20 protein-coding genes are annotated in these 24,271 nt (G+C 51.4%); 10 read left to right on the top strand and 10 right to left on the bottom strand.

Annotation, left to right across the window (positions count from 1 at the left end; translation table 11 throughout):
• Positions 1 to 58: 58 nt before the first annotated feature.
• From RSX24_RS19485 to RSX24_RS19475, 3 genes are all read right to left on the bottom strand, one after another.
• Complete coding sequence (locus RSX24_RS19485) at positions 59 to 2,980, bottom strand: glycoside hydrolase family 9 protein (RefSeq protein ID WP_343261566.1); 2,922 nt, start codon at positions 2,978 to 2,980, stop codon at positions 59 to 61.
• 318 nt (positions 2,981 to 3,298) lie between these two features.
• A complete protein-coding gene (locus RSX24_RS19480; protein WP_343261565.1) occupies positions 3,299 to 5,035 on the bottom strand; it encodes a methyl-accepting chemotaxis protein in 1,737 nt (578 codons plus the stop codon).
• 200 nt (positions 5,036 to 5,235) lie between these two features.
• Positions 5,236 to 5,787 (bottom strand): undecaprenyl-diphosphatase, encoded by a 552-nt coding sequence (locus tag RSX24_RS19475; RefSeq protein ID WP_343261564.1) that lies wholly within the window; start codon positions 5,785 to 5,787, stop codon positions 5,236 to 5,238.
• Positions 5,788 to 5,971: 184 nt separating this feature from the next.
• Here RSX24_RS19475 and RSX24_RS19470 point away from each other — a divergent pair, with 184 nt between their 5' ends.
• Together RSX24_RS19470 and RSX24_RS19465 are read left to right on the top strand one after the other, a co-directional pair.
• Positions 5,972 to 6,991, top strand: a complete 1,020-nt coding sequence (locus tag RSX24_RS19470) for an LCP family protein (RefSeq protein ID WP_236420119.1) — start codon at positions 5,972 to 5,974, stop codon at positions 6,989 to 6,991.
• A gap of 120 nt (positions 6,992 to 7,111) precedes the next feature.
• Positions 7,112 to 8,350, top strand: coding sequence for an acyltransferase (locus RSX24_RS19465; protein ID WP_343261563.1), 1,239 nt, complete (start codon positions 7,112 to 7,114; stop codon positions 8,348 to 8,350).
• Positions 8,351 to 8,454: 104 nt separating this feature from the next.
• Here RSX24_RS19465 and RSX24_RS19460 read toward each other — a convergent pair whose 3' ends face one another.
• The gene (locus tag RSX24_RS19460) at positions 8,455 to 9,186 is read right to left on the bottom strand and encodes a hypothetical protein (RefSeq protein ID WP_236420121.1); all 732 of its coding nucleotides are present in this window, start codon (positions 9,184 to 9,186) and stop codon (positions 8,455 to 8,457) included.
• 292 nt (positions 9,187 to 9,478) lie between these two features.
• On the opposite strand from RSX24_RS19460, the gene RSX24_RS19455 reads away from it, so the two are divergent.
• Both RSX24_RS19455 and RSX24_RS19450 read left to right on the top strand, forming a co-directional pair.
• Entirely contained in the window at positions 9,479 to 10,429 is a 951-nt protein-coding gene (locus RSX24_RS19455; RefSeq protein WP_343261562.1) for a hypothetical protein, read from the top strand.
• 35 nt (positions 10,430 to 10,464) lie between these two features.
• Positions 10,465 to 10,707 carry an NHLP leader peptide family RiPP precursor gene (locus RSX24_RS19450; protein ID WP_236420123.1) on the top strand — a complete coding sequence of 81 codons (243 nt, stop codon included), beginning with the start codon at positions 10,465 to 10,467 and terminating at the stop codon, positions 10,705 to 10,707.
• 63 nt (positions 10,708 to 10,770) lie between these two features.
• Here the strand turns inward: RSX24_RS19450 and RSX24_RS19445 are convergent, their stop codons facing one another.
• Positions 10,771 to 12,672, bottom strand: coding sequence for an ATP-binding protein (locus RSX24_RS19445; protein ID WP_343261561.1), 1,902 nt, complete (start codon positions 12,670 to 12,672; stop codon positions 10,771 to 10,773).
• A gap of 159 nt (positions 12,673 to 12,831) precedes the next feature.
• Complete coding sequence (locus RSX24_RS19440; RefSeq protein WP_236420125.1) at positions 12,832 to 13,113, bottom strand: hypothetical protein; 282 nt, start codon at positions 13,111 to 13,113, stop codon at positions 12,832 to 12,834.
• Between the two features lie 230 nt (positions 13,114 to 13,343).
• On the opposite strand from RSX24_RS19440, the gene RSX24_RS19435 reads away from it, so the two are divergent.
• Entirely contained in the window at positions 13,344 to 13,703 is a 360-nt protein-coding gene (locus RSX24_RS19435) for a hypothetical protein (RefSeq protein WP_236420126.1), read from the top strand.
• A gap of 125 nt (positions 13,704 to 13,828) precedes the next feature.
• Here the strand turns inward: RSX24_RS19435 and RSX24_RS19430 are convergent, their stop codons facing one another.
• Positions 13,829 to 15,052, bottom strand: coding sequence for an MFS transporter (locus tag RSX24_RS19430; RefSeq protein WP_236420127.1), 1,224 nt, complete (start codon positions 15,050 to 15,052; stop codon positions 13,829 to 13,831).
• Positions 15,053 to 15,309: 257 nt separating this feature from the next.
• On the opposite strand from RSX24_RS19430, the gene RSX24_RS19425 reads away from it, so the two are divergent.
• From RSX24_RS19425 to RSX24_RS19415, 3 genes are all read left to right on the top strand, one after another.
• Positions 15,310 to 15,960 carry a peptidylprolyl isomerase gene (locus RSX24_RS19425; RefSeq protein WP_343261560.1) on the top strand — a complete coding sequence of 217 codons (651 nt, stop codon included), beginning with the start codon at positions 15,310 to 15,312 and terminating at the stop codon, positions 15,958 to 15,960.
• Positions 15,961 to 16,481: 521 nt separating this feature from the next.
• Positions 16,482 to 16,739: a YqkE family protein gene (locus tag RSX24_RS19420; protein WP_236420129.1), complete on the top strand. Its 258-nt coding sequence runs from the start codon at positions 16,482 to 16,484 to the stop codon at positions 16,737 to 16,739.
• Between the two features lie 201 nt (positions 16,740 to 16,940).
• Positions 16,941 to 17,732: an SDR family oxidoreductase gene (locus tag RSX24_RS19415; protein WP_339276468.1), complete on the top strand. Its 792-nt coding sequence runs from the start codon at positions 16,941 to 16,943 to the stop codon at positions 17,730 to 17,732.
• A 113-nt stretch (positions 17,733 to 17,845) separates the two neighbouring features.
• Here RSX24_RS19415 and RSX24_RS19410 read toward each other — a convergent pair whose 3' ends face one another.
• Positions 17,846 to 18,631 carry a YwaF family protein gene (locus RSX24_RS19410; protein ID WP_236420131.1) on the bottom strand — a complete coding sequence of 262 codons (786 nt, stop codon included), beginning with the start codon at positions 18,629 to 18,631 and terminating at the stop codon, positions 17,846 to 17,848.
• 312 nt (positions 18,632 to 18,943) lie between these two features.
• Between RSX24_RS19410 and RSX24_RS19405 the strand changes: the two genes are divergently transcribed.
• Entirely contained in the window at positions 18,944 to 19,918 is a 975-nt protein-coding gene (locus RSX24_RS19405; protein WP_343261559.1) for a ring-cleaving dioxygenase, read from the top strand.
• A gap of 195 nt (positions 19,919 to 20,113) precedes the next feature.
• Here the strand turns inward: RSX24_RS19405 and RSX24_RS19400 are convergent, their stop codons facing one another.
• Positions 20,114 to 20,968: a hypothetical protein gene (locus RSX24_RS19400; protein WP_343261558.1), complete on the bottom strand. Its 855-nt coding sequence runs from the start codon at positions 20,966 to 20,968 to the stop codon at positions 20,114 to 20,116.
• A gap of 239 nt (positions 20,969 to 21,207) precedes the next feature.
• The gene (locus RSX24_RS19395; protein WP_339276465.1) at positions 21,208 to 22,485 is read right to left on the bottom strand and encodes a methyl-accepting chemotaxis protein; all 1,278 of its coding nucleotides are present in this window, start codon (positions 22,483 to 22,485) and stop codon (positions 21,208 to 21,210) included.
• 330 nt (positions 22,486 to 22,815) lie between these two features.
• Between RSX24_RS19395 and RSX24_RS19390 the strand changes: the two genes are divergently transcribed.
• Positions 22,816 to 24,231, top strand: coding sequence for an aspartate ammonia-lyase (locus tag RSX24_RS19390; RefSeq protein WP_236420135.1), 1,416 nt, complete (start codon positions 22,816 to 22,818; stop codon positions 24,229 to 24,231).
• The last annotated feature ends 40 nt before the right edge of the window (positions 24,232 to 24,271 follow it).

Raw genomic sequence — 24,271 nt, 5'->3', positions numbered from 1 at the left:
AATCTTGGAAATAGAATGGAATCGATGTTGTTTTCCCTGCTGACTGCAATCTGTTGTTTCATGGTTCAATGCCCCAGGCCTTTATGCCGTCGATATGCGCCGTTACTTTGTTCCAGGCGGCGAAGTCCGTCATTGCCCCGTCGTACGAGTAATCGTTGGTCTGATCGAAGCTCGCCCAATTCGTTTTGGAGAACCGTCCCTGGATCACGCCGGTCTCCGCGCCCGGTGCCAGACTGCCCGCTCCCGGCTTGAAGCCGATCTCCAGCACGGTATCCGCATTGCCCTTCGCCGGGTTCAGCGCGATGAAGGCAGCCTCCACGTTGCTGCTGCCGATCTGGGCATAGTCGCACCAGAAGCTCATGTCCACGTTGCCGTCCTTCGTAAAATAGTATCGAACCTTCACTTGGCTGAGGTCGATCGCCTCGGTGCCGGTGTTCTTCAAATTGAACTGCGGCGTAATGGCATTGCCGCTCGCTCCCGTTCCGCCATTGCGGTACTGCACCTCCAGCGTTCCCGTCCCAGCCGGAGACGCTGTCGGTGTCAGCGTCACTTCGTTCGACAGCGTCTGGCCGCTGCCGTTGCTCGCTGCGATCCGGTACGTGTACGTCGTCCCGTTCACGGCGGCGGCATCCGTATAGGTCAATGCCGTCAGCCCTGCCGCCACCTCTTCAAATGCCCCGCTCCCCGTTCGCCGCTGCACCGCATAGCTGTCCGCGCCGTCCGAAGCGGCCCAGGCCAGTACCGCCTGCGCATCGCCTGCCGTCCCTACGAGCGTGAACGCGCCGGGCAAGGCGCTGCCTGCCTGCGGCACAGCCGATGCCTGCGCCGACGCAGCGGATTCGCCTGCCGCATTTACGGCGGTTACGACGTAGTAATACGTCTTGCCGTTCGTCAGCCCGGTGTCCGTATAGGTCGTTCCGTTCACATTGGCAGCCACTGCCGTGTACGGGCCCCCATCTGCCTCGGCACGTTTGACGGTGTAAAAGCTCGCTCCTGCGGAAGCCGTCCAGCTCAAGGTGATCTGGCCCTGGCCTGCAGCAGCCTGCAACGAAGCTGGCGCAGACGGGACCGTTACGGGCAAGACGCCCGGTTCCTGGCCGTAAACGAGCCGTCCGGCATCGTATACCGGCAAATGCGCGCTCTTTTGCGGAGTCCCGGCTGCCAATCCCGAATGGGACGGATCGTTGGCCGCGCTCCATGCACCTTGCGGTCCGCTGATGCGAAACTGCACTTCTTTCCGATAATGCCCCTCGCCGCCGGGGTAAAGCTTGGTCCCGCTATAATCCGCCGTTACGGCATAGATTCGGCGAGCCTCATCAACGACGATGGGCTGTGATACGGCTGCTCCCTCGCTGTAGGCCGTCGTCACGCGAACGTCGGCGACCGTATACCCTGCGTCGTATACCTCACTCAGATCGAGATAATAACGGAAGGACAGCCGGTCTCCCATTTTGGCAGGCCATGCGGAGCGATTGTTCAATAATGCCCGAATCTCCGTATAATCGGGGCCCTCGGCCTTAATGGATGCCTCGACGAAATATTCATCCGTCTTTTCTTCGGGTTCCGGAAAATTCGCCAACGGTTCATCGCCTTGCCCGAACAACAGGTTCATTTTGGCAAGCGCTCCCGTAAACGCTGCATTATAATCGATCGCCACCTCGTTGCTTACATAATCCGAAATGGAGTCCGTGTAACCGTCGGATGCATCAGGCCCGCCCACCATCGCGCCGTATAAGGTATGGCGATGGGATGCCGGAATGTTTTCGCTGTTCGCCCATGAACCATGGGCTGTGCGATGATGCGGATGCTGCGGCGGATTCTGCCCGTATCCGACGACGTAACTGCCTTGACGCGGATTGTCGCCGAGGATGTAATTGATCTGCGAGACGGCAAAATCCCGATACCTCGCTTTCTTCGCCGGATCATTCACCCAGTCGGAATATACGAACGAAATGAAAGCCGCATTCGCCGCATATCGAAGCGATCCCCACTGGTCCAGCCAGGCCAGGCCGCCAGGCGTGTATCTCACCCTTTGCCCATTCGTTCCGACCGTCCAATAATCCAGGTTACGCTCCGCGGATTGGATGAACCTTGCCGCTTCGGGCATGTTCAGCCCAGACGTGATGCGCGCCAGCAAAATTTGGGCACCATAGTTTTTGTTGTCCCAACCATGCGTCCATGTAAATGGCCAGTTGTATGCCCCTCCGGTCGAGGGCCATGCATCGGTTGCGGCTATCGCCTTGGACAAGTAAGCGTTATCATTTGTTGCCAGATAAAGCCATGTCGCTCCCCATGCCAGTTCATCTTCGTAGCCTGACCAGGAATTGTAGAACGTTCGCGCATCCGTAATGCAGTCGGAATATTTGCCCCGATACGTGTCGGCAAAATGATAGAGCTCCTTTGCGTGCTGCAGCAATCTGGAGGCATACGACGGATCATCCGCCGCAAAAACGATCGAAGATGCCGCAAGTGCCGCCGCCGTTTCTCCCGCAAGGTCGCTGCCCGGACAAGAGGCATCGATTTTAAATGCCGGGCGATCCATCGGCATGACTTCGGCCGGTCCCCACCAGGCATGGTCCGTTTGACCCGCTCCGACTTGTCCCCATAATTCGTTCGGTTTTGTGTGCGCTTTCATAAAATAATCCGTCGCCCAGCGGATGTTATCCTTGATTTCCTCGAGTTGACCGGCCTGTTCGTATCCTTCGCGGTATTCTACCACAGACCAGGCAAGCATCGTGGCAGAGTATGCCATCGGCAAACCGAATTTCACGTGGTCTCCGGCATCGTACCAACCTCCGGTCAGATCCACGCCGACGTCGGCCCCGTCCCTCAAGCCCGAATCGCCGCGCCATTCTACCCTGTTCGACTCCGGCAAAGTTCCGGAACGCTGGGTTTCATAGAAATAAATCGCCTTCTGCAGCGCTTCTGCATAGTTGTGGCCATTTGCGGCCGCATCCGCTCTGTCCGTCAACCCATGCATGAATGTACCTCCTGTCAACAGTCCTGCCGATAACGCCAACATAACGAGACGTTTACGCCAGCTTGACTTCATCTCCAACCATTCAACTCCTCCGTCTTTCGTATTGTTCGATTGCCCCATGTCGAGGTTTGTTTAAACCGCTCCTTTCCATGGCGTGACTCCAAGTTTTTCCACCATTAATTTCCATTATAGTCTTTTGCACCGGATGCAATATAAGCTTTGGTGACTTCCGGAATAACATTGTTGTGACCTGGATCAGGCATGCAAAAAAACCTTATCCCGCGCCGCTAAACAAGGGCTCGGGATAAGGCACCGGAACTATACTTTGAATTTGTTGATCTGTTCTTGCAGTTCTTCGGCCATCTTCGACAGGGAAGCTGCCGAAGATGCGATTTCTTCCATCGAGGCCAACTGCTCTTCCGTGGCTGCAGATACATTGTGCACTCCGCCGGAAGCTTCCTCCGCGATGGCCGACACCTGTTCCACATATTTGACGACTTCGTCGGTGCTCGCTGCCATCTGCTCTGCACCTGCCGACACTTCCTGAATTTCGCCGGCAACTTTGCTGACGGCATTCGAAATCTGTTCAAATGCATCCCCGGCCGCCGTCACGACTTCGATGCCGCTTTCCGTTTCGTTGCTGTTTACTTTCACCGCTTCTACGGCTTGCTCGGTATCGGACTGAATCAGGTGTACCAGCTCCGTGATGCGCTGCGCCGACAGCGAAGACTCTTCGGCCAGCTTGCGCACTTCGCCGGCAACGACCGCGAAACCGCGTCCATGGTCTCCCGCCCGGGCTGCCTCAATGGCCGCATTCAGAGCAAGCAGATTCGTCTGGCGTGCAATGTTGTTGATGACTTCGGTAATCGTGCCGATCTCGGCCGAACGTTCTCCAAGGCCTGTCACCAGTTTGGATAACGAAGCAATCGAAGTGCGCACGGAAGCCATCTGCGTTACGGCCTCCTTGATGATCATGTTGCCCTCGGCAGACATGTTGGCCGCATCCACGGCCGATGTGGATACGCTCGTCGCCAACTGCGCGATTTGTTCCGAACCGATCGCCATCTCGCTCATGGCTTGGGACGAACGTTTGACGAGGTTCACCTGCTCGGACGTACCTACGGCCAACTCTTCCACGGTTTCGGAAATCTGCTCGGATGCTTTCGTATTTTGCTCCGCGCTGGCGAGCAGTTCCTCCGAAGAGGCTGCTACCTGTTCCGAGGTCGTCGCCACCGATTCGATCATGACGCGCAAGTTCGCCGTCATCGTATTGAATGAGCCGGCGAGCGTGCCGAGCTCGTCCCTGTTTTTGAGGACGATCGTTTCGCCTGTAAGATCACCGCTCGCAATACGCGTGGCCGCTTCATTCATTTGTTTGATCGGTTTTGAAATGATAATCGAAATAAAGATAGCGATGAACATCGCCAGCGCAAACGAAACGATCGTCACGACCAAGATCACGTTAAACGCAAATTCCGCCGATTCAACCGAAGAACTGGTTGCTGCTTCGGACGCCATATTTCCCGCATCGATGAGTTTCATTATCATATCGTTCGCTGCATACCATAACGGATACGCTTCCGTATGCAATCGGCTTGCCTCATCGTAATTATTGGCCAATCCCAATTCAATGAATCCAGGCATTTTTTCAATATAAGCGTTGTAATTCGTAATGTACTGCTCGTACATCTTCAGCGCATCTGCATTTCCCGAAAGATACGTTTTCAACTGCTCATTTTCGCCCTTGATTTTGTCCAGCAGCTGATCGAGTGCTTCCTTCATTTTTTCCGTTTCGCTTGGATTTTGTTCCACAATGATCCCCAGTGCCAGCCTTTCGATATCCGACACATCCCCGTTCATTCCCCCAAGAAGAGTAACGACAGGCATCCACGTCTTGTCAATCTCATCCGCTTTCTTTGACATGTTGTGAATCTGGGTCAGGGCATACACGCTTACAAATGCCAGTAAACCTACCACGATTAAAAATCCAGCTAACAATTTCATGCGAATCGTTAATTTAAATCTGTTCTGTGCCGTTCCCCCGGCATCCTTCATGGCTCCCACTCCTTAACTGATACATACCTATAGTATATCGACAAAAATCGGCAACGATTATAGAGAAGCCATTCGATATTTTTTCAAATTTCATATAACTTCCGCAAAACTCAAAAAAACTTGAGGTTACTGGCCTGGCCAGCATCCATCAAGCTTTTGCTTTTACCCTATTCGATGATCGCCGCTCCGCCTCTTCAAAACTAGCGAAAAACTTTGCGATGCCATTTGATGAAAAAATCAGGGACCGACTTCGTATAATTGCGCGTCACGATCAATGCCACGCTGACCAGGCTCCCCAATAGGAAACCGCCCAAAATGTCGCCAGGATAATGAACGCCTGCATATACGCGGGACACGCCCGTTAGCACAGCGAGCAGCAGCATCCACCATCCAAATCGCCGCCCGATAAAAAAGGAAGCTGCCGCAAGCGCAAATACAAAGGATGCATGTTTGCTGGGAAACGACGGATCGGGCACATGCGGAATAAGCTGATTCACATGGCCTTCGACGAATGGCCTTGGATGGTCCACGATCGGCGAAATCCCCCACTTTGCAAGACATAAAGATAGAATGGATGCCACACACGCATAGAAAACGATGCGCTGTTTGGCAGGGTTGCCCATAAACCAGACGATGACAAGCAGGGCGATCATGACCCATGCTGCATATTCAGCCGACGTCATCATGAACCAGTCCAATAGCGGTACATGATCGGCAAATTGGTTAATCCAGTCGAAGACAGATTGATTCACGGTATTATTTCACACTCCATTTACAACAAACTCGATTATTTTTTACACTTTATCGATTCACCAACGAAATGTCAAATTTATGCCCGTAATACCTAACATTCGAAATCAAAGGGGACATTCCTCTTACTTTTTGTTAAAATAGTTGGGGTTACATATCAGTTCAACGATAGAAAGGTGAAATTTCATGCTGAAGAAATGGTTATGGGGGACCGCTCTGACCCTGGCTCTTGCCGTAACGGGAATCATCATTTACTACGGATATTCGATCGCTCATTTTGCCAATAGCATATCGACGGCCTCGCACACCCCAACGGCTTCTACGGAGACAGGCAGCTCAGAGAATGCGCCAGAAACCGCTATACCGAAATGGGAAGGCAAAGAGCGCGTGAACATCCTGCTGCTTGGGGGCGATTCCCGCGGAGATGATGCAGGCCGATCGGACTCGGTCATGGTCGCTTCCATTGATCCGGTCACCAAAACCGCCCATCTGTTCTCCGTGCTGCGCGACACCTATGTCGACATTCCGGGGCATGGCAAAAGCCGGCTGAACGCCGCGTTTTCCTATGGCGGAGCCGAATTGACCAAACAAACCGTAAGCCATCTGCTGGGCATCCCGATCCAGCACTACGTCTACACCGATTTCACCGGTTTCATCGCGCTCGTGGATGCGGTCGGCGGCATTGATATCGACGTGGAAAAGGACATGCACTACACCAGCAAAGCCGACAAGCATATGTACGATATCGATCTGAAGAAAGGACTTCAGCATATGGACGGAAAAACGGCTTTGCAATACGTGCGTTTCAGGCATGACGCCACATCGGACTTTACCCGTACCGAGCGGCAGCGGATCTTTATGACCGAGCTGGCCAAAAAGCTGCAAAGCACCTCTTCGCTATTCAAAGTGCCGGAAATTCTGGAAGCGGTGGCTCCGTACATCGAGACGGATCTCAGCCCGACCCAGATGCTGAAGCTGGCTGCGCTCGGATTTGACATTAATGTCAACGAGATTGATAAACAGCAGATCCCTCCGTATAAGCTGCTGACCAACGAAATGGCGGGCTCCGCTCAGGTTCTTGGCGTGGATGTCAACAAGCTGCAAGCCTACATTCAGGATTTGTTCGATCAAGATGCGCAGCAGCAGACGCAAACAGAGACTGATTCTGAAAGCGAACTTGAAATAGAAACCAAAACCACAAATTGAAACACAACCCTGACGGACGGCGATAAGCCGTCTTTTTTTGCCTCTTTTCCCCATTTAATGCGGGCTTAATGTTGAGCAGGTACGCTTTAATGATGAAACGGCGACAAGGAGGGAGTATGGATGGGCAAAACACGTATCGAAGAATGGACGCAGCTGCGGGGATTCGCTTTTCTCGCGATCGTCATGCAACATAACATTGCCGAGTACATCTACCGCCCGGACATTGAACAGCCGGATTCCGTCATGCTGGCCATGATCTATCATTTGACGCGTTTTGGCACGCCAACGTTTGTTTTTTTGTCAGGTGTGCTGCTGTTCTATCATCATCGTCATGCCAAACCGGATTACGGCCGCTTTATTCGCAAACGTTTCGGGGACATTTTCGTTCCGTTCATCGTCTGGACGGGAATTTACTGGATTGCGGTTCGCATCTTTACGCCTCAATTTTGGCAGGCAGATTCGCTGGATGTCACAAGTTTGCTGCGTGAACTGGTTATTCCTCAAACGGGATACCACCTCTGGTTTATCATCATGATTTTTCAATTCTATTTGCTGTTCCCTCTCTTTCTCAAGGGTACGGACCTGATCGAACAGCGAATCTCCACTGCCCGAAGACTAAGCCGGGGGAAGTGGGTTGCTCTTCTCGTTCTGGCAGCCGCGGCATGTTATGCCCTGCTGATGAAATGGTCCTATTATGATATGGCCGGGTGGACAGCCGCATGGTCGCGGCCTTGGTCGTTTTTGCTGGAATATCGATCTTATTCCTGGATGATGTACTGGTTTTATTTTGTGCTGGGCGCCGTATGTGCCTGGTCGGTCGATGATTGGCGTCACTGGACCGTACGCGCCCTCCCTTATACGATCTGTGTATTCATTGGTATGTATGTGTGGCTTGGTTACGACGTGCTTCGAGGTTCTGGCGAAACGATGAACCTGAACATCTCGACCTACCTGAAACCGACGACCTTTGTCATCATTATGGCCCAGATGCTGATGCTGTATGGCTTTCTCGTCCTGTTGCGCGGCCAGAACACGCGGTTTCAGCGCCTGCTGGCCTGGATCGACCGTTATTCATTCGGCGGTTATCTCGTTCATGCACTTGTTATTTACGGCATTGCGTACGTCACCCGGCCGCTGCAGTTGGCTGGATGGCATTTGCCGATGACGCTGTTATCCTTTGCCTTGACGGCGGTGGCAGCACTTGGCATCAGCCGCGGCTTATCGCGTTTGCCCGGAGCGCGCTATTTGACCGGCTTGAACAAGGGGAATCCCACCAATTCCAAGCGAAACCGTTCCAATCGTGAGGCAACTCGCGGCACGCCGCGATCCGATCGCCCGGTTGCCAAACCTTATCTTTGAAGCAACGCGCATTGGCATAAAAAAAAGGGCTGCCCCGTCGCATTCATGAAGCGCTGGGCAGCCTGATTACATATAGGCGTAAGTGTTCCTTCACACCTTATTATTTATTTTGCTTCCGCTCCAGCGGGATGCCCTGGAGCGCGGTCATGGGGTGCAGGGCGCGCCCATCCCTTGCGGTGCACCAATCGCTGAAGATCATCCGTTAACTGCTCCTTCAGCTTGTCGATCAGTTGGGTCTCACTTATCCCGTGAGCTTTGGCCACTTCGGCCAACGATTTGCCACTCTGCAGCTGCTTCTGCAGCTCTTCGGGCGTAATGCCGATAAATTCGGCGATGACCTTGTGGTTAATGGGTGGCTTTTTGCCTGCAATACCGGCAAACTCACGCCGCAAGTCCTTCAGTGGCGTGCGAATGACTTTCAGCAGCTTCTGATCCATGGACTGTTTGGCTGCCGCCGCCTGTTCTTTCGTCAGGCAGCCTTCGTTCGCGGCTTTGTCCAGTCTCTGAGACAGTGTCGGCTTCAATTTCTCGAGCAATTGGCTTTCGCTCCAGCCTTTGCGTTCCTTCGCGATCTGAGCCAGCGTTTTGCCCTGCTCCATTTGCTCCTTCAGCTCCCTGAGTCCCACGCCGAGCAGGTCCGCTGTTTCGCCAATCATGAACAGACCGTGGCTGGCCTGCATGCATGGAGCCTTCTCACCCGTAAACGAGGATGCAGGGGCTACATGCTCGCTGCCCCCTTGAACGGCTGGCGCGTTGGCCGAAACCAGATTTCCAGCCGCAAAGAACAGCGCAGCCGCCATGAAGCCAGCCAGCCATTTTTTTTCATTTATTTTCATGTCCATCCTACCTTTCGTGTACACATGGATTCGTAACAAAGTGTCATGCAAAGCCTCTCTCTCTATTTTGGTCCCATTATCCTTTTTTTTATTCCAACATTTTGCATGTTTCGATCCAAAATAGGCTTGAGAGTCCTCAATTACTGCCATAACGCCTTAAATGTCACCATATTTTTCACAATTCATCACAAAAAAACCTATTTTTTTCAAATATTTTCCGCTATACTGGGATTAACTCCAAGATCTAGTCAAATAGTCCTTGAATTCACTCAAGCAGGAAGGACGTAATCCAATGATGCGGAGAGAATGGTTTGATCCGTTTAGATCCGATGTGGAGGTGGTATTCGCTGCCGCCGGGCAGCTGGTGCAAAACTATCCCGGACCGATATCCCATTATGCCGGGGAACAGCTCAAATTGGCCAATCCCTTAATGCGGGATAGCGGGCACAGCTATATTGGTTACATCATCCCTCTGTGGATGCAACACGCCGGCCCCGGCAGACTTCCCGCAGAGACCGCACACAAGTTAAGCACAGCCTGTCTGATTCATATGTTGTATTTTCTGATCCAGGATGAAATTATGGATCAGCGTCCCGAAGATATCACACTCAAGCTGGCGCTCGGAAATCTGTACTACGTCGATGCGCTGGGCATATACCGTGAATTGTTCGGCAACACGCCCCTATTCTGGAGTTATTACAGACAATATGTCATGGAATGGTCGACCGGCGTCACGGAAGAAACGATGTCGGACCCCTTTGGCATCAATCCGCTTCGGAATGCGCAAAAGGCCGCACCTTTACTGCTCGGAGCCGCAGGTTCTCTTCTGCTGCTGGAACAAGAGGAACGGATTCCTTCCTTATGCGCCGACCTTGACATTGCGCTGATGACGCTTCAGATGACCGACGATTTTACGGATTTCAATGAAGATGCCGAGCATGGGAATTACAACAGCTTCCTTTCGCACGTATCTTCGGCCATGAAGCTGGATTACCCGGCATATCCCGTAAGTGAGCAGGTTATTCGCAACACGTACAATTCCCGGTTTATGAAGTCCTATGCAGACATTGCCTGGCATCATTACACTCTTACATCGTCTAACGATTGGATTCCGCAACTCCGGTCGTTCAACCTTTTTTTATGCTCTGCCTTGGATCAAGCGATTGAAGAGGTGGAGGCCCACAAAAAATCGTTAATGCAAGGCGGCTTTTCGTATCTGATTCATGCCGGTCAACAATCATGATCCAAACAATCCAAAATGGGAAGGGAATGTTCACAATGATGGTATCAGAAAAAACAATGCGTGAGGATATTATTGAAAAAGCGTGGATGGACGAGCAGTTCAGACAGCAGTTGCATGCCAATCCAAAGCAAGCTTTGCGCGAGGCATTCGGCATTGAGATTCCGGACAACGTGAAAATCCGTACGGTGGAAGAACAACAAAACGATTATGTGCTCGTTATTCCTCCAAATCCCTCCAAAGTCAATTATGATGTAAATTGCGGACCTTGGAGAGATTAATATTCCCATTCTGATCATCCAGGGGTAGCGGACAAAAAAAGGTTGTACCCTCTGCCGGGCTCGTCAACTGACGAACTCGGCAAACGATACAACCGCTTCTGTCCCTACCCCTTTAGTGCTTGTAAACGAGATTTGTCCGTTCATAGCCTCTACAATACGGAACGTCACCATCATGCCAAGGCCTGTCCCCTTAATTTTGTTCGAAAAATAGGGTTCACCCAGACGATGCAATGCTTCTTCGTCCATTCCTTCCCCGTTATCCCTGACATGGACCTTGATGATGCCGTCCTGCGCATACGCCCAGATGTCAATTTGACCCTGTCCTTGAAGAGCCTCGATGCTATTTTTGATGATGTTGATAAAGGCTTGCTTGAACTTTGAGGAATTGCCCCGAATCCAGAGGTTTGGCGGAATATCCGTCGTAATTTTCCCGCCCTCCAGATTCGCCATGGGTACAAGAATGCCTTCGATATGATCGAATTCTTCAGCGATGTTGAGCGAGGCAATCTGATCGAATTCCGGCTTCGCAAACGTCAAGAAATCGGTAATGATATCCGAGGCACGATCCAACTCTTCCAGGGCGATTCTCACGTATCCTTTATTTATATGGTCTTCCTGTTCTGTCATCAGCTGCAGGAAACCTCTCGTTACCTGTAGCGGATTGCGGACTTCGTGTGCCACGGAAGCCGCCAGTTCGCTGATGATTTCCATTTTCTCCGAACGCTGCAATTCGTTGTTGAACAGTTCCAGTTCCTTGGAGTATTCAATCACCTTCGTATGTTTTTCGGCAAACCGGCTGCCCAGAATGGCAATAAGCGATACGATAAACGCCGCCATGGACCATTTCCACCATGTGAGGTGATATGCTCCGCCGCGTTGGTAAAACCATAACAGTTCCGCAACGCTCACCAAAGCAAACGTACCGAAACCTGCCGCGAGCATGATGGCTTCCCTGTTCTTTTGCATCGCTTTGGAGACCGTGCCGATCATCAGCAAAGTGAGCAAAACGACGAGCACGATTCCGTTCCCCTTTTGCACCAGAATCACGTAGAGCAAGTTCACCTGCCCCTCGGAAGCAAAATAAACGCTCAATGCCAGGATGGCAATGATGGAGTACACCAGTTGGAACTTTCTCAATTTGGTAAATACGCCGTACGGCCCTCTCCCGATAATCTGTTCGAAGAAATAACATAATGCAGGCATGCCTGACAGCATGGCCGTATCAAACAAAACGGAATAGAGGTTGCCTTGGTTTTGATAGAACGTGTATAGAAATGGCGAATACGTAATAATCATGATTCCGATGGATCCCATGACAACGCATAGCGAAATCCACAGGCCTTTATGAAACTTCCCAAAAAAGAACGTACAGCTCACCATCGTAATTGCCGTAAACAGGAACGTTGCTCCGAGAATGACATCGAGCAGCCCGCTGTGAATGTACTTCTCCTGCAAAACGGTATATCGCCCAATTTCCACAGTGCCTTGAATGCCCAAACGACCATTGCTGTTCTCGGACCATATGTAGAGCCGATCACCCGAATTGCTTTGATTGAGGGGAAGTAAAACGGCATTATTGTCATAATTATAATGATAGTTTTCATACACTTTACGGTCTTGCAAATACATGACGATATGCTGGCCCTTAATGTTCTCGAAACGTATAGCCGGGCTATCCTCATTCAATTCCGGGATCGTAAGACGAGTCCATAAGGATTGGGTGGGCTGCCCCGAAGATTCGTAATCCATTCGGCCTGAACCTCTTCTCTCCCACACGTCATCCAGACCGCTGATTTCGCTAATAAACCCTTGGTCATTCACATTTCCCCATTTAATCTCCCACATCGTAACGGGGATAGAACGGTTATTCTCTTGAACAGCCGCCGCGCTCGTACCAAGTGGCCAGACCATGAAAAATAACAATCCGATCCATAGGACGATGATTGCTTTGGGCACATTTTTCATTCACAGCACCTCAAAGTTCTAATTTTCTATCTCCCCTTCTTTGCTTCATGTTATCATTCGCCATATGTGAAGATGTCACCTTCTAAAGTCGGTAGAAAAAATCACATTTTAGTATAAATATATATTTTTTCCATTTTGGAGATGATCTCTCCAATTCGGTTATCCATTTAAATCCTCATACTGGTTTTCAATCATTTCGCGCTCCATCTTTTCATGGCGCTGGCGAAATTCCAGCCACTGCTCCGTTTCTTCATCTTCGTAGATGGTCCATATGTCGGAGAAAAGAAAATCGCGGACCTGCACGACTTGTCCTGCCCAGATGCCGCCGACCCAGAACAGCCCGTCCGGACGCCGGATCACGGTTCGCGAGAACCCTGGCGTTGACGCCTTTTGCCCGATCCTGATCCGACCAATCATATTGCCTAGCGTAAACCAATCCAAACCAAGCCCTCCTTTTTACTACGTTTAATGATATCACAGACAAAAGACAAAAATCTGCAAAATCGTCCTTATACAACCATTAATGCCGTTTATGGCTGGCCGCCGTTGGATATTCAAGCGCGGTATTTCATTCACGCTTCCCCGGAAATAATAACTTGGCGGGATTGCATCCCTGCGCTTGAGGGTAATACAAAACAAGAACGCCAATTTGCCGCAAGGAGTTGATGAAGATGCCAGATCAACCGACCGGGAATAACGAAAGCGACCGTGTCTACGACCGTTACCAACGTTATCGCGACTTTCCCCCTGAAATTGAAATGCCATCCGGAGAAATGGAAGCTTTGGATGAAGGTACCGGACAACGCATCCAAATGGAAGATGATCCGTCCCGCAAAGTTTCCAGAGTTCAGAGATTGAACGACCAGCATGAAGAGCAGCTTGAGTCACGCACCGCAGAGCCTGTCCTGGAATCCGTTCCCGACGCGGATACACTATTTCCGAACAGTCCGGTAGACCCCGCCGCACCTGATCCGGATGCACCCCATGGCACGGATCTCATCAATGGTGCAGGCGGAGCTTCGCCTTCGTAACGCATCGGAATCCCGCTGTAATTGGAGAATACCGTTTGCCGTATAAACGCCCAAAAAAACTGACACATCCAGTGGTTGTGTCAGTTTTTTCATTCGTTCAAACAAACCGTTTCCGATTCGCCGAATTACGTTGAAACCTTATCTGATGAAGACTTGTCGGCACCAGGCAGCCTTCGCTCCAGTCCGGACCATCTGGCGGCAATCGCCGTCAGCAGCAGCGCAGCTCCATTGATGACGAAGATCCAGCGGATGGGCAGCCATCCGCCGAGCATGCCGCCGATGAGCGGCCCGGCCATCGTCCCGATCTGGGAAGCAGACTGGTTCAGGCTGAAGGCTCTGCCGCGGAACCCTGGCTCGGTTACCTGTACGATCATGGCATTGATCGCCGGGAATACGGCTGCGAAGAACAAACCGTACACGAACCGCAATATGCCGAACCCTACGTAACCCGTCGTGAAAAACTGCAGCAGATTCCCGACGGCTCCCCCTACAAGTCCGATGATCAGCACTTTGCCATAACCGATGCGGGAACCGATCTTCCCCCATTTCGGGGCCATGATCACGGTTGCAATTCCCACGGCCGAGAAAATGATGCCTGAGCTGAGCGAAGCCCGGTCCGGCTGTACGCCCATTTCCATGACGTACACGGTCAGCAGCGGTTCCAGAATCATGACCGAGAACGTGCATATGCCCATCATGCCGAGCACCGTTATGAACACGCGATTGGCTCTCGCTTCGCGAATGTCATCCATGACATGGGAACGCGCCTTGTTCCGGTTGAAATTCTGTTCTTTGACCCAAAAGGTAGCAATCAGGGCCGAAATAAGGACCACGATCGCCGAAAACAAAAACGCGCTTCGATTGCCGTAATAGTGGCTGACCACACCGCCGATGAGCGGCCCGATGATGCCGCCCGTCGCTCCGGAGGTCGACATGATGCCGAGCGCATACCCCGTTTTTTCTTCTGGCGTATTGGTGCCTACCAGAGCTATCGCTGCCGGGACGAAACCGGCCAGCAGCCCTTGAAACGTGCGAACGACGATCAGCGAATACGGGTCCTGAATGAAATAATTGATCAAATACAAGACCGCAAGGCTGTATCCCGACCGGATCAGCATCGGCTTGCGACCGTACTTGTCGGCGAGTGACCCCCAGAAGGGCGACACCAGCGCACTGGCCAGAAACGTGATGCCAAAGGCAAGCCCTGACCAGAACTCCAGATGATTCCGAACGCCCAGATCATGACTTAGAAACAAGGGCAGAAACGGAATGGAGATGGAATAGGCCGTGCTGCAAAAAAACACCCCTATCCACAAAATAACCAGATTGCGCTTCCACGAGAAGTTCATATCCCTGCACGTCCTTTCCTTTGCCGACGCCGGGACTGCCGCATATGCTGGAGCGAACGGTACAGACCCGTACGTCCCTGCCTGAGGAAGCATTTCCCTTATTTTACACCCATCCTCCCATGAAGGCCATTCTTTATAGTCTGCGTCTATGCCATCGATTGCCTTTTCGGCGGCAAAAAAGGTATGATAGTTTGTGGATGACGACAGGCCTTACTGTCAGAACCCCGACGATGCACATTGCAGGGAGGAACGTCTTCATGTTTGGTCGATTGAAAAAAACGACGGCAACTTCGCTGATGCTGGCGTTGTTGCTTATCATCATTAGCGGCTGCGGGCGCGCATCCAGCGGCGCAGCCGAAACGCCCGAACCGGTCGAGCCGGAGGGCCCGAACCCGGTGGCAACCATCGAGATGCAGGATGGACAAAAAATCGTCATCGAGCTGTACCCGGGCATCGCGCCGAATACGGTGAACAACTTCATCTCGCTGGCGAACAAAGGCTTTTACGACGGAACGATCTTCCATCGCGTCATTCCGGGCTTTATGATTCAGGGCGGAGATCCGAACGGAAATGGTACCGGGGGGCCGGGATATACCATTAAAGGCGAATTTACGTCCAACGGCCATAAAAACAATCTGAAGCACACGCGCGGCGTCATTTCCATGGCGCGAAGCGGGAATGATCTGGATTCGGCAGGCTCTCAGTTTTTCATTATGGAATCAGATGCCGACTATTTGGACAACGCTTATGCCACGTTCGGCAAAGTAACGGAAGGCATGGAGGTCGTGGATGCCATCGCTGCTCAAGAACGAGGCAAGAAGGACAAGCCCCTTCAGGATCAAGTCATGAAAAAGGTGACCGTCGACACCCATGGGCTCGAATATCCTGAACCGGTCAAAATGCCTTAATTGAACGTATAAAGCTCTGCCCTTCGCCGATGTGCGGAAGGCAGAGCTTTATCGTTTTGTCCCTTTTTCGTTGTTAGCGTTTACATTTATCAAAACCAAAACCCTCGCTTTACGTTTTTTCGTGCATGTAATGAAATCCATAACCCGTAACCCGTAATGCTGGCTCTCCTGTGCTTCGAAATGGTTCTGCAGCATCCTACAACATATGGCTGAGCATAAGCACCCAACCGATAATCGCCATCCACAGCGGGATGCTGAAGGCACACCCCCATGCAAGCCCTTTCAATAAACTGCGGTTCATTTCCACGACCAACGACTCCTTTCACCAGGGAATAGTCGAAGTATCGGTAATAATATATGAGTTTATACCCTTTTTCATTCGCTCTGAAGCTTCCACTTTCCTGCTTTTTGGCCTGCTCCATGGAACGGATTTTGCGAACCTGATATACTATAATGACTACCCTACAACAGGGTGTCTGCATGCCATACTGATGTATGTTTTTGAAAGGAGATCGATTCCCATGGCCAAATCCAAAAAACACTCCCCTGCCCCAAAGGCAGCCCAAGATAAACCGGCAACGCTGAAAGACCTTCTGAGCAGCGACGTGCTGGCAAAGCTCAAAGCACAGGCCGATGAGGCCAAGGCGGCGGAAACGGAACGCAAAGAACGGGAACGCCAGGAAGCGGAAGCAGTACGCAAAGCGGAACAGAAACGGCTGGAGAACGACTTCGAGTACCTGCTGAACAACAGCTCCTTGGATTGGAAAAAACATAAATAGACGCCATGGCGAAGGCCGATGGCTCTTATGCTACAAACAAGGCAGCGTCCCGGGACGCTGTCTTTTTGAGATGGATCGTTTTGTGATGATCGTTTTGTGATGGTTCGTTTTAATGTTTCTTTTGACGCTCATTTTTTTGCTTCATGCCTCTCTCGCCGGGTAAATAGGGATAAACCGTCATTTCAGGGAGGAGAATGAACGATGACAGAACGTCTAAAGGATAAAGTCGCGATCGTCACGGGAGGCGGTTCGGGCATTGGCCAGGCCACGGCCATCAAATTCGGGGAACAAGGCGCTCAAGTATTCATGCTGGACAGGACCCCGGAGAACGCGGAGGAAACAAAAAGGAGCATTGAAGAAATCGGCGGCATAGCCCATGTGCTGGAGTGCGACGTGTCCAAGCCCGACCAAGTCCGCCAAGCGATCGACCAAGCTGCCCGAATGGCGGGCCGCATCGACGTCGTGTTTGCCAATGCCGGCATTAACGGCACGATGGCCCCCATCGAAACGATGGAGATGGACGATTGGGACCAGACGATGGACATCAACATGCGCGGTACGTTCGCCACGGTGAAATATGCCATCCCCCACATGAAGGAGCGTGGCGGCAGCATCATCATTACGAGCTCGATCAACGGCAACCGCGTATTTTCGGGCATCGGATTCTCGGCATATGCTTCCAGCAAGGCGGGGCAAACGGCTTTCACCAAAATGGCCGCCCTGGAGCTTGCGCGTTATGGCATTCGCGTGAACGCCGTCTGTCCCGGCGCGATTGACACCAACATTGATGACAATACCTATCCTTCGGATGACCTGAAAGAAGTGCAGATTCCCGTCCAGTTTCCGGAAGGCCACGAGCATCCGCTGAAAGGCAAGCCCGGAACCTCGGAGCAGGTAGCCAACGTTGTGCTTTTCCTGGCTTCCGATGAAGCGTCCCATGTCACCGGCACGCGCATATACGTGGACGGGGCGGAGTCGCTGCTCCGGGGGTAAGCCTCCTATCGCTTCAATTGCATACCGGCATTTTAGTGTGCGGCTTCTTGCCGTTATCCCATCTTTCGTTCATCCCGTCGCAGTCGCCTTCCGGCGTACGGCGGGATTTTTCTTTAACGTGTTTCGGAAAGCCGGGCTCCCCTTTTTTCTGCCGGATTTGCGTTTCTTATACGATGGATCTTGTCCGGTATGGCAAACAGCAGCACATGCATGAGCGCAAACAAGGCAGCGGCCAATCCTTCCTCCCACAAGATATACAGCGGATAAGGACCGAACACATCCAGGATTGAAGCCGTATCGGGCTTATGGCGCAGGAACATGTAATTGGCACCAAGCATCACATCAACAATATACACGGCCAAGGCAGCCAGATTTACAAAACAGATCGAACCTATGACTGACTTCCAGCCTGGACGCATCTCCTCCACCCAAGTCATGTAAAGCAAAGCAAGAATAATAAGGCCATGGGCAGTGAAAAATTGAATAAAGCGAAAATGCGGGAACGCATAACCAAGGTTGGGCGTCACGATCGCCATCATGGCTCCGGCGATCCCGGCGTACAACAATGCGGAATGCAGCCATTTGCTTCGTGTCAGCAGCAGGACGGCGGACAGCAGCAAGGTCAAACTGCACAGCTCAAGCGGAAGGGACGTTTGCGGGCTCCATACCCCGCCATAGCCATACCATGACTGAAGCATGATTTCCATAGACAACAACATGCCTGCCATGCAGATTCGGAGGACCTTCCTTTTTTTTTCGGACCATGCCCTCAATCTGGATTTCAACACATATAACAACCCGATCGCAGCAGCAATGCCGAACACTGCCCACAAGTGTGGCCAGGAAAACATGATGAACGGTGCCTCATCAAATGGATCAAGCCACTTCGGATCAGCCATTATGATTACGCCCCTTTCTATTGGCCTATATAACGCCAGATCAGTTCTGCCTTTCCGTTAACGTCTGTATGGTTTTTTGCAGTTTATATAATGGGCTTTTTTTACATTCAACCATTGTGGCATCGTTGATGCAATATGTCTATGACATTCGTACAATCGGGTGTTGCGCTTTAATTATCTTTATGTTAAGATAAATTCAGAACAAACAAACTTTAAGTAAGTTACTATAATATAAACACAATTTGAATGTAAACAAATCAGATCTTTTTCAATCTCCAATGTTAAAATACCGATCCCAAGGAGGATTCCATCATGCAAATCAAAGGACTGCACCATGTATCCGCATTAACCGCAAAAGCAGCAGCCAACTATCGCTTCTATACCGAGGTTCTTGGACTGAGATTGATCAAAAAAACCGTCAATCAGGACGATGTAACGATGTACCACCTGTTTTACGGCGATGAAATCGGAAATCCCGGCACGGAGTTAACCTTTTTCGAAATGCCGATGGCCGGGCAAACCCGCGAAGGAGTAAACAGCATCTCGGCCACCTCCCTCCGCGTCCCAAACGATAAGGCACTGGAATACTGGTTGCAGCGTTTTGACGAATACGACGTGAATCACGGCAACATCACGGAGCGCGCCGGCCGATTGACGCTTGCTTTCACCGATTTCGAAAACCAGCGTTTGATCCTCGTCTCGGACGAAAACAATACGGGCGTTGCCGGAGGCAAACCATGGGATCGCAGCCCGGTGCCTGCGGAATACGGCATCGTTGGCCTGGGGCCGGTACAACTTACCGTGGAAGACGCTTCACTTACGGCAGGCGTGCTCACCGATCTGCTGGGCTTCCGTCTGAAAGGTTCCTTCCCTGCTTTTGTGGCAGGACAACCGGATGTGCTTGTGTTTGAATCCGGGGAAGGCGGCAGCGGCTCCGAAGTTCATGTGGAGGAACGCAGCGACCTGCCGATCGAACGTCCCGGCCGCGGCAGCGTGCACCACGTTGCCTTCCGCGTAGACAATGAAGAAGAGCTGAAACAATGGGTGGAACGGGTGCGCCAATCCCAATTCTCCAACTCCGGGTTCGTTGACCGGCATTATTTCCGCTCCTTGTATTTCCGTGAACCGAACGGCATCCTGTTCGAACTCGCTACGGACGGTCCCGGATTCGGTACCGACGAATCGTTCGAGTTTCTCGGGGAATCGTTGGCTCTGCCTCCATTCCTTGAGGACCGGAGAGCCTCCATCGAAGCTCATCTTAAACCGCTCGATACCGTCATTCGATAAAATCACGGCTCTCAAGCTCTGACCGCTGCCATTCCACAGCCCTGGGGATGTCCCGGGAATGTGGGATGCCAGCGGTGTTTCTTCTTCATAAAGCCGCTCGCTTGCGGCAATTCTGGACAGCACAAATAGAGGCTGTTGTCCTTCTTTTTTTTCAGCCTCTTATTTCTGTTTTCTTTGTCATTCACCTGGCAAACATCAATCAAACGATTGCGTGTACTCCTCTTCATACGTGTCTGAATTGAAATCCAGTCCGGTTGCCTTCCACTGCCCGTCCATGAACTCATAACGAAAACGCAGTTCCCCGCCGTACATGCCAAAGGAATATGCTCCCGAAGCGGATACGGTCAATCGATCTTGATCGATGCTGTAGTACACGACACTGCCAAATTCAAGTTCTTGATTGTAATCCACGCCTTCCGTTTCTTCCTCCAAACGGGTGGACGCGGCAGATTTCCCGTCGATATCAACATTGATATCCACTTTCCCCGGAGTAATGTTGACTCGGGAAGCAACATGCTGCTGCACGACCTCTTCCAATGGCTGCATGTTCATTTCTGTCAGCGTATCCGGATCGACAATATAAGCTTTTCCCAAATAAACGCCTGTCCCGTGGCCTGCCGTGAGCAGCACCAAAATTTCTTTCCGTCCGTCTCCATTCAGATCCAGCTCATGGACTTCCGGTTTGTACGATCCTCCCTCTGCTTTCCAGGCCGGAAAATGCTGTTCCTTTCCATTGACTTCTAATGTAATGCCGTTATAGATATATCCAGAACCTTCAACCTGCATAGGGTATAATCGAATGTTTTCATTCTCGGGTGCAATCGAAACATTGTCCGTGTCTTGGAGAATTTCATTGGAGTGGAGTAAAGCTTCTTCGTCATTGTCACTGTCATTATCTATATTGGATGCCGCGACCGCTTCGGCCTGGCTTGATGGGTTATCTATGGGAAGCTGCTCAGCCTGTTCGTTCGTAGAGTGAGCAGTCGATACTGCACTAATTATGGCTACCGCCAAAACGATCATCAGCAGGATACCTGTCCAAGTTTTCAATATGCTGGGCTCCTTCATATTTTTCATTGAATACTACCTTATTATATAGTCATTTATAGCCCACACGTTGCGAATTTGTTAATGTTTCATAAAAAAAACTTTACATATATTCATTTTCACGAAAGAATGTTCGTGTTTTAGCATGACAAGCAAAATATTGGCTAAAAATAGGGGGAATCACCGTCAAAGACGTCTCTTTGAACAGGTACGAATCAAGAAAAAAAGCACCCCGGATCAGCTCAAGGCTGCATCCGGAATGCTTTCGTTTTGTCCAGCAAACGATCGGTCAATTGTCTCAGTTCTTCGGCCGATGAAGAAATCTCCTGCATGATCGCCGTTTCTTCATGTGCCGCATCCATGATTCGTTTCGCTTCATCCGAGAATGAACTTGCTTTCCCCTGGATTTGCTTCACATGGCCATGGGTTTGCTCTACCCTGGAGGTCTGTTCCGCAATCTGGGAGCCGATCTTGTTGGCCCCTTGCATGAACACTTCCACCGCGCCCGTAAGTACGTGCAGCGTCTCGTCCACCGTCACGGTACGCTGCGATTCGCTTACGACCAGCCCGTGCTGGACGTGAATCAACTGCGCGGTATCCCGAATTCGCTGCTGCACGCGGCTGATCAATTCGTTGATCCGGTGTACGGACTGCTTGCTCTCATCTGCCAGCTTGCGAATTTGCTGGGCAACGACCGCAAAGCCTGAACCTTCCTCGCCCGCGCGCGCAGCCTCGATGGAAGCATTAAGGGCAAGCAGCCCGGTTTCTTCCGCAATGTTCTTAACGGATTGAGTAATAACTTCAATATCGGACGCTTCCTTTTCAAGCAGCAGCATGATTTCTCTGGAACGGTCATGGGAAGCAGTCAGTTCCTCCATGCCGTTCATCAACGATGAAAACGTCTCTTTCGTTTGAACCACCGAACGTTCCATCTGCCCCGACAGATCGGTCATGCTCACGGATTGGCCGTGCATGTCCTGAAAATCCGTCAGCATTTCATCGGCCATCGCGAGCGATTGACGGGAAGTTACCTTCTGCTGCTCGACGCCAACGGCGATATGGTCAACGGCATCGGACATCATCTCGATCTGGGCAGCCGCTTGGGTGATCGCTTCGCTGAGCGACTGGGCGTTTTGCGAAGTCGTGCGGGTGCTTTCCGCAATATCGTTGACGATATCCCTCAGATTGCTGACCATGCCCCCGAACGCATCGTACAGAATCGTGATTTCATCCTGTGTCTGCCGCTTCGGGATCGTGACGGTCAAATCGCCCGAAGAGACTTGTTTGGCAGCGGTGGCCAAATGTTTGATCGGACGGGTCAACCAGCGGGAAGCGCCCCAACCCAGTATTCCGTTCCAGCATACCCCCAGGATCAGCACGATCGATATATATAACCAATCAGGAATATTAAATGCAAACCAATCCTTCAGAAAGAATATAAAAAAAGCGCTAGTTCCGTACGTAATAACCGAGATCAGTACTAAACCTGCGACCGTTTTTGCGCCTAAAGTCCACTTCATCCTCGCACCTCTTAGTCCTTTTTTCCTAGATTACCAGTTAATAACCAGAAAACATGTAACATATATCACTGACAACGTTGAAATCACCCTCCCCGACGCCTTTTTCGAACAAAATAATGATTGCGCTATCATCCGCGGCATTCAAGGCACTCCGAGCCCGTCCAAAGCTGATGTCGCACATCTCGAATGATTATTTATAATTTTAATTATTTATCGGCAAAATGCGTAAAATGTTTTAGATTGGCAACCTTTTTGCTTAAATGATATACTGAGTGCGCTTCGGCAATGCCGAGGTCCACCAATTATTGGATGCCACTGGAGGCGAACAAAATGTCCACTAGAACCGAAAAAGATTTTATCGGTGAAAAAGAAATTCCTGCTTATGCCTATTACGGTATTCAGACGGTACGGGCGGTCGAGAACTTCCCGATTACCGGAGTCGCGGTGCACAGGGAACTGGTCATCGCCCTGGCCGCCGTCAAAAAGGCTGCTGCGGTAACGAATATGGAACTCAAGATGCTGCCGCGCAAAATCGGCGACGTCATCGTCATGGCTGCCGAAGAAATGATGAAAGGCCATCATCTGGATCATTTTATTGTTGACTCCATTCAGGGCGGTGCAGGCACTTCCATGAATATGAATATGAACGAAATTTTGGCCAACCGCGGACTCGAGCTGCTGCTGCAGAGCAAAGGAGACTATTTCCACTGCAACCCGAACAACCACGTGAACATGTCCCAATCCACGAACGACGTCATTCCGACGGCCTTGCGCATCGCGGCCTATCAGCTGTCCGAAACGCTGCTTGCCACGATGAAACGCCTTCAGGATGCCTTCTTCAAGAAGGAGAAGGAGTTCAATGATGTCGTCAAAGTCGGACGTACCCATCTGCAGGATGCGGTTCCGATCCGTCTGGGGCAAGAATTCGGCGCGTATGCACGAGTGCTCGGGCGAGACATGGAACGCTTGGAATATGCGAACCAACGCTTGTTAACCATCAACCTTGGCGCAACCGCGGTTGGAACGGGGCTTAATGCCAAACCTGAATATATCGCCAAAGTGACGGAGCATTTATCCGAAGCGACCGGGCTGAAACTGAAAACGGCCGACGATCTCGTCGACGCCACTCAAAATACGGATGCCTACATGGAGCTGTCCGCAGCCCTCAAAGTCTGTGCGGTCAACCTGTCCAAAATCTGCAACGACATTCGCATGATGGCCTCCGGTCCGCGTGCCGGGTTCAACGAGCTTCGCCTGCCTCCACGCCAGCCGGGCTCGTCCATCATGCCGGGCAAAGTCAATCCCGTGATGGCCGAGGTGATCAACCAGGTGGCATTCCAGGTGATGGGAAACGATCACACGATCTGCATGGCATGCGAAGCCGGACAATTCGAGCTGAACGTTATGGGTCCCGTGATCGCCTTCAACCTGCTGCAATCGCTGAAAATTATGAATAACGGCATCGACGTATTCACGCGATATGCCGTGGAAGAGATGGAAGCGAACCGCGAACGCTGTGCGCAAATTATGAAGCAAAGCTTCAGCGTCATTACTGCTCTCAATCCGCATCTCGGTTATGACGTGGCGGCTTCAATCGTGAAAGAAGCGCTGAAAACAGGCGCAACCCTGCAAGAAATCATCCTGGAGCGCGGACTGTTGACGCCGGAAGAGCTCGAAGAGATTTTGCATCCGGAGCAAATGACCACGCCAGGAATCGCTGGAGAACGTTTCCTGCGCAACATGTAGTAGGTTTCTACTGACGTGGATGTATTCAATCCGATGTAAA

Origin of the sequence: Paenibacillus hubeiensis, from assembly GCF_032334105.1 — a bacterium.
GTDB classification, from domain to species: domain Bacteria; phylum Bacillota; class Bacilli; order Paenibacillales; family Paenibacillaceae; genus Paenibacillus; species Paenibacillus hubeiensis.
This window is presented reverse-complemented; position numbering and strand designations above follow the sequence as displayed.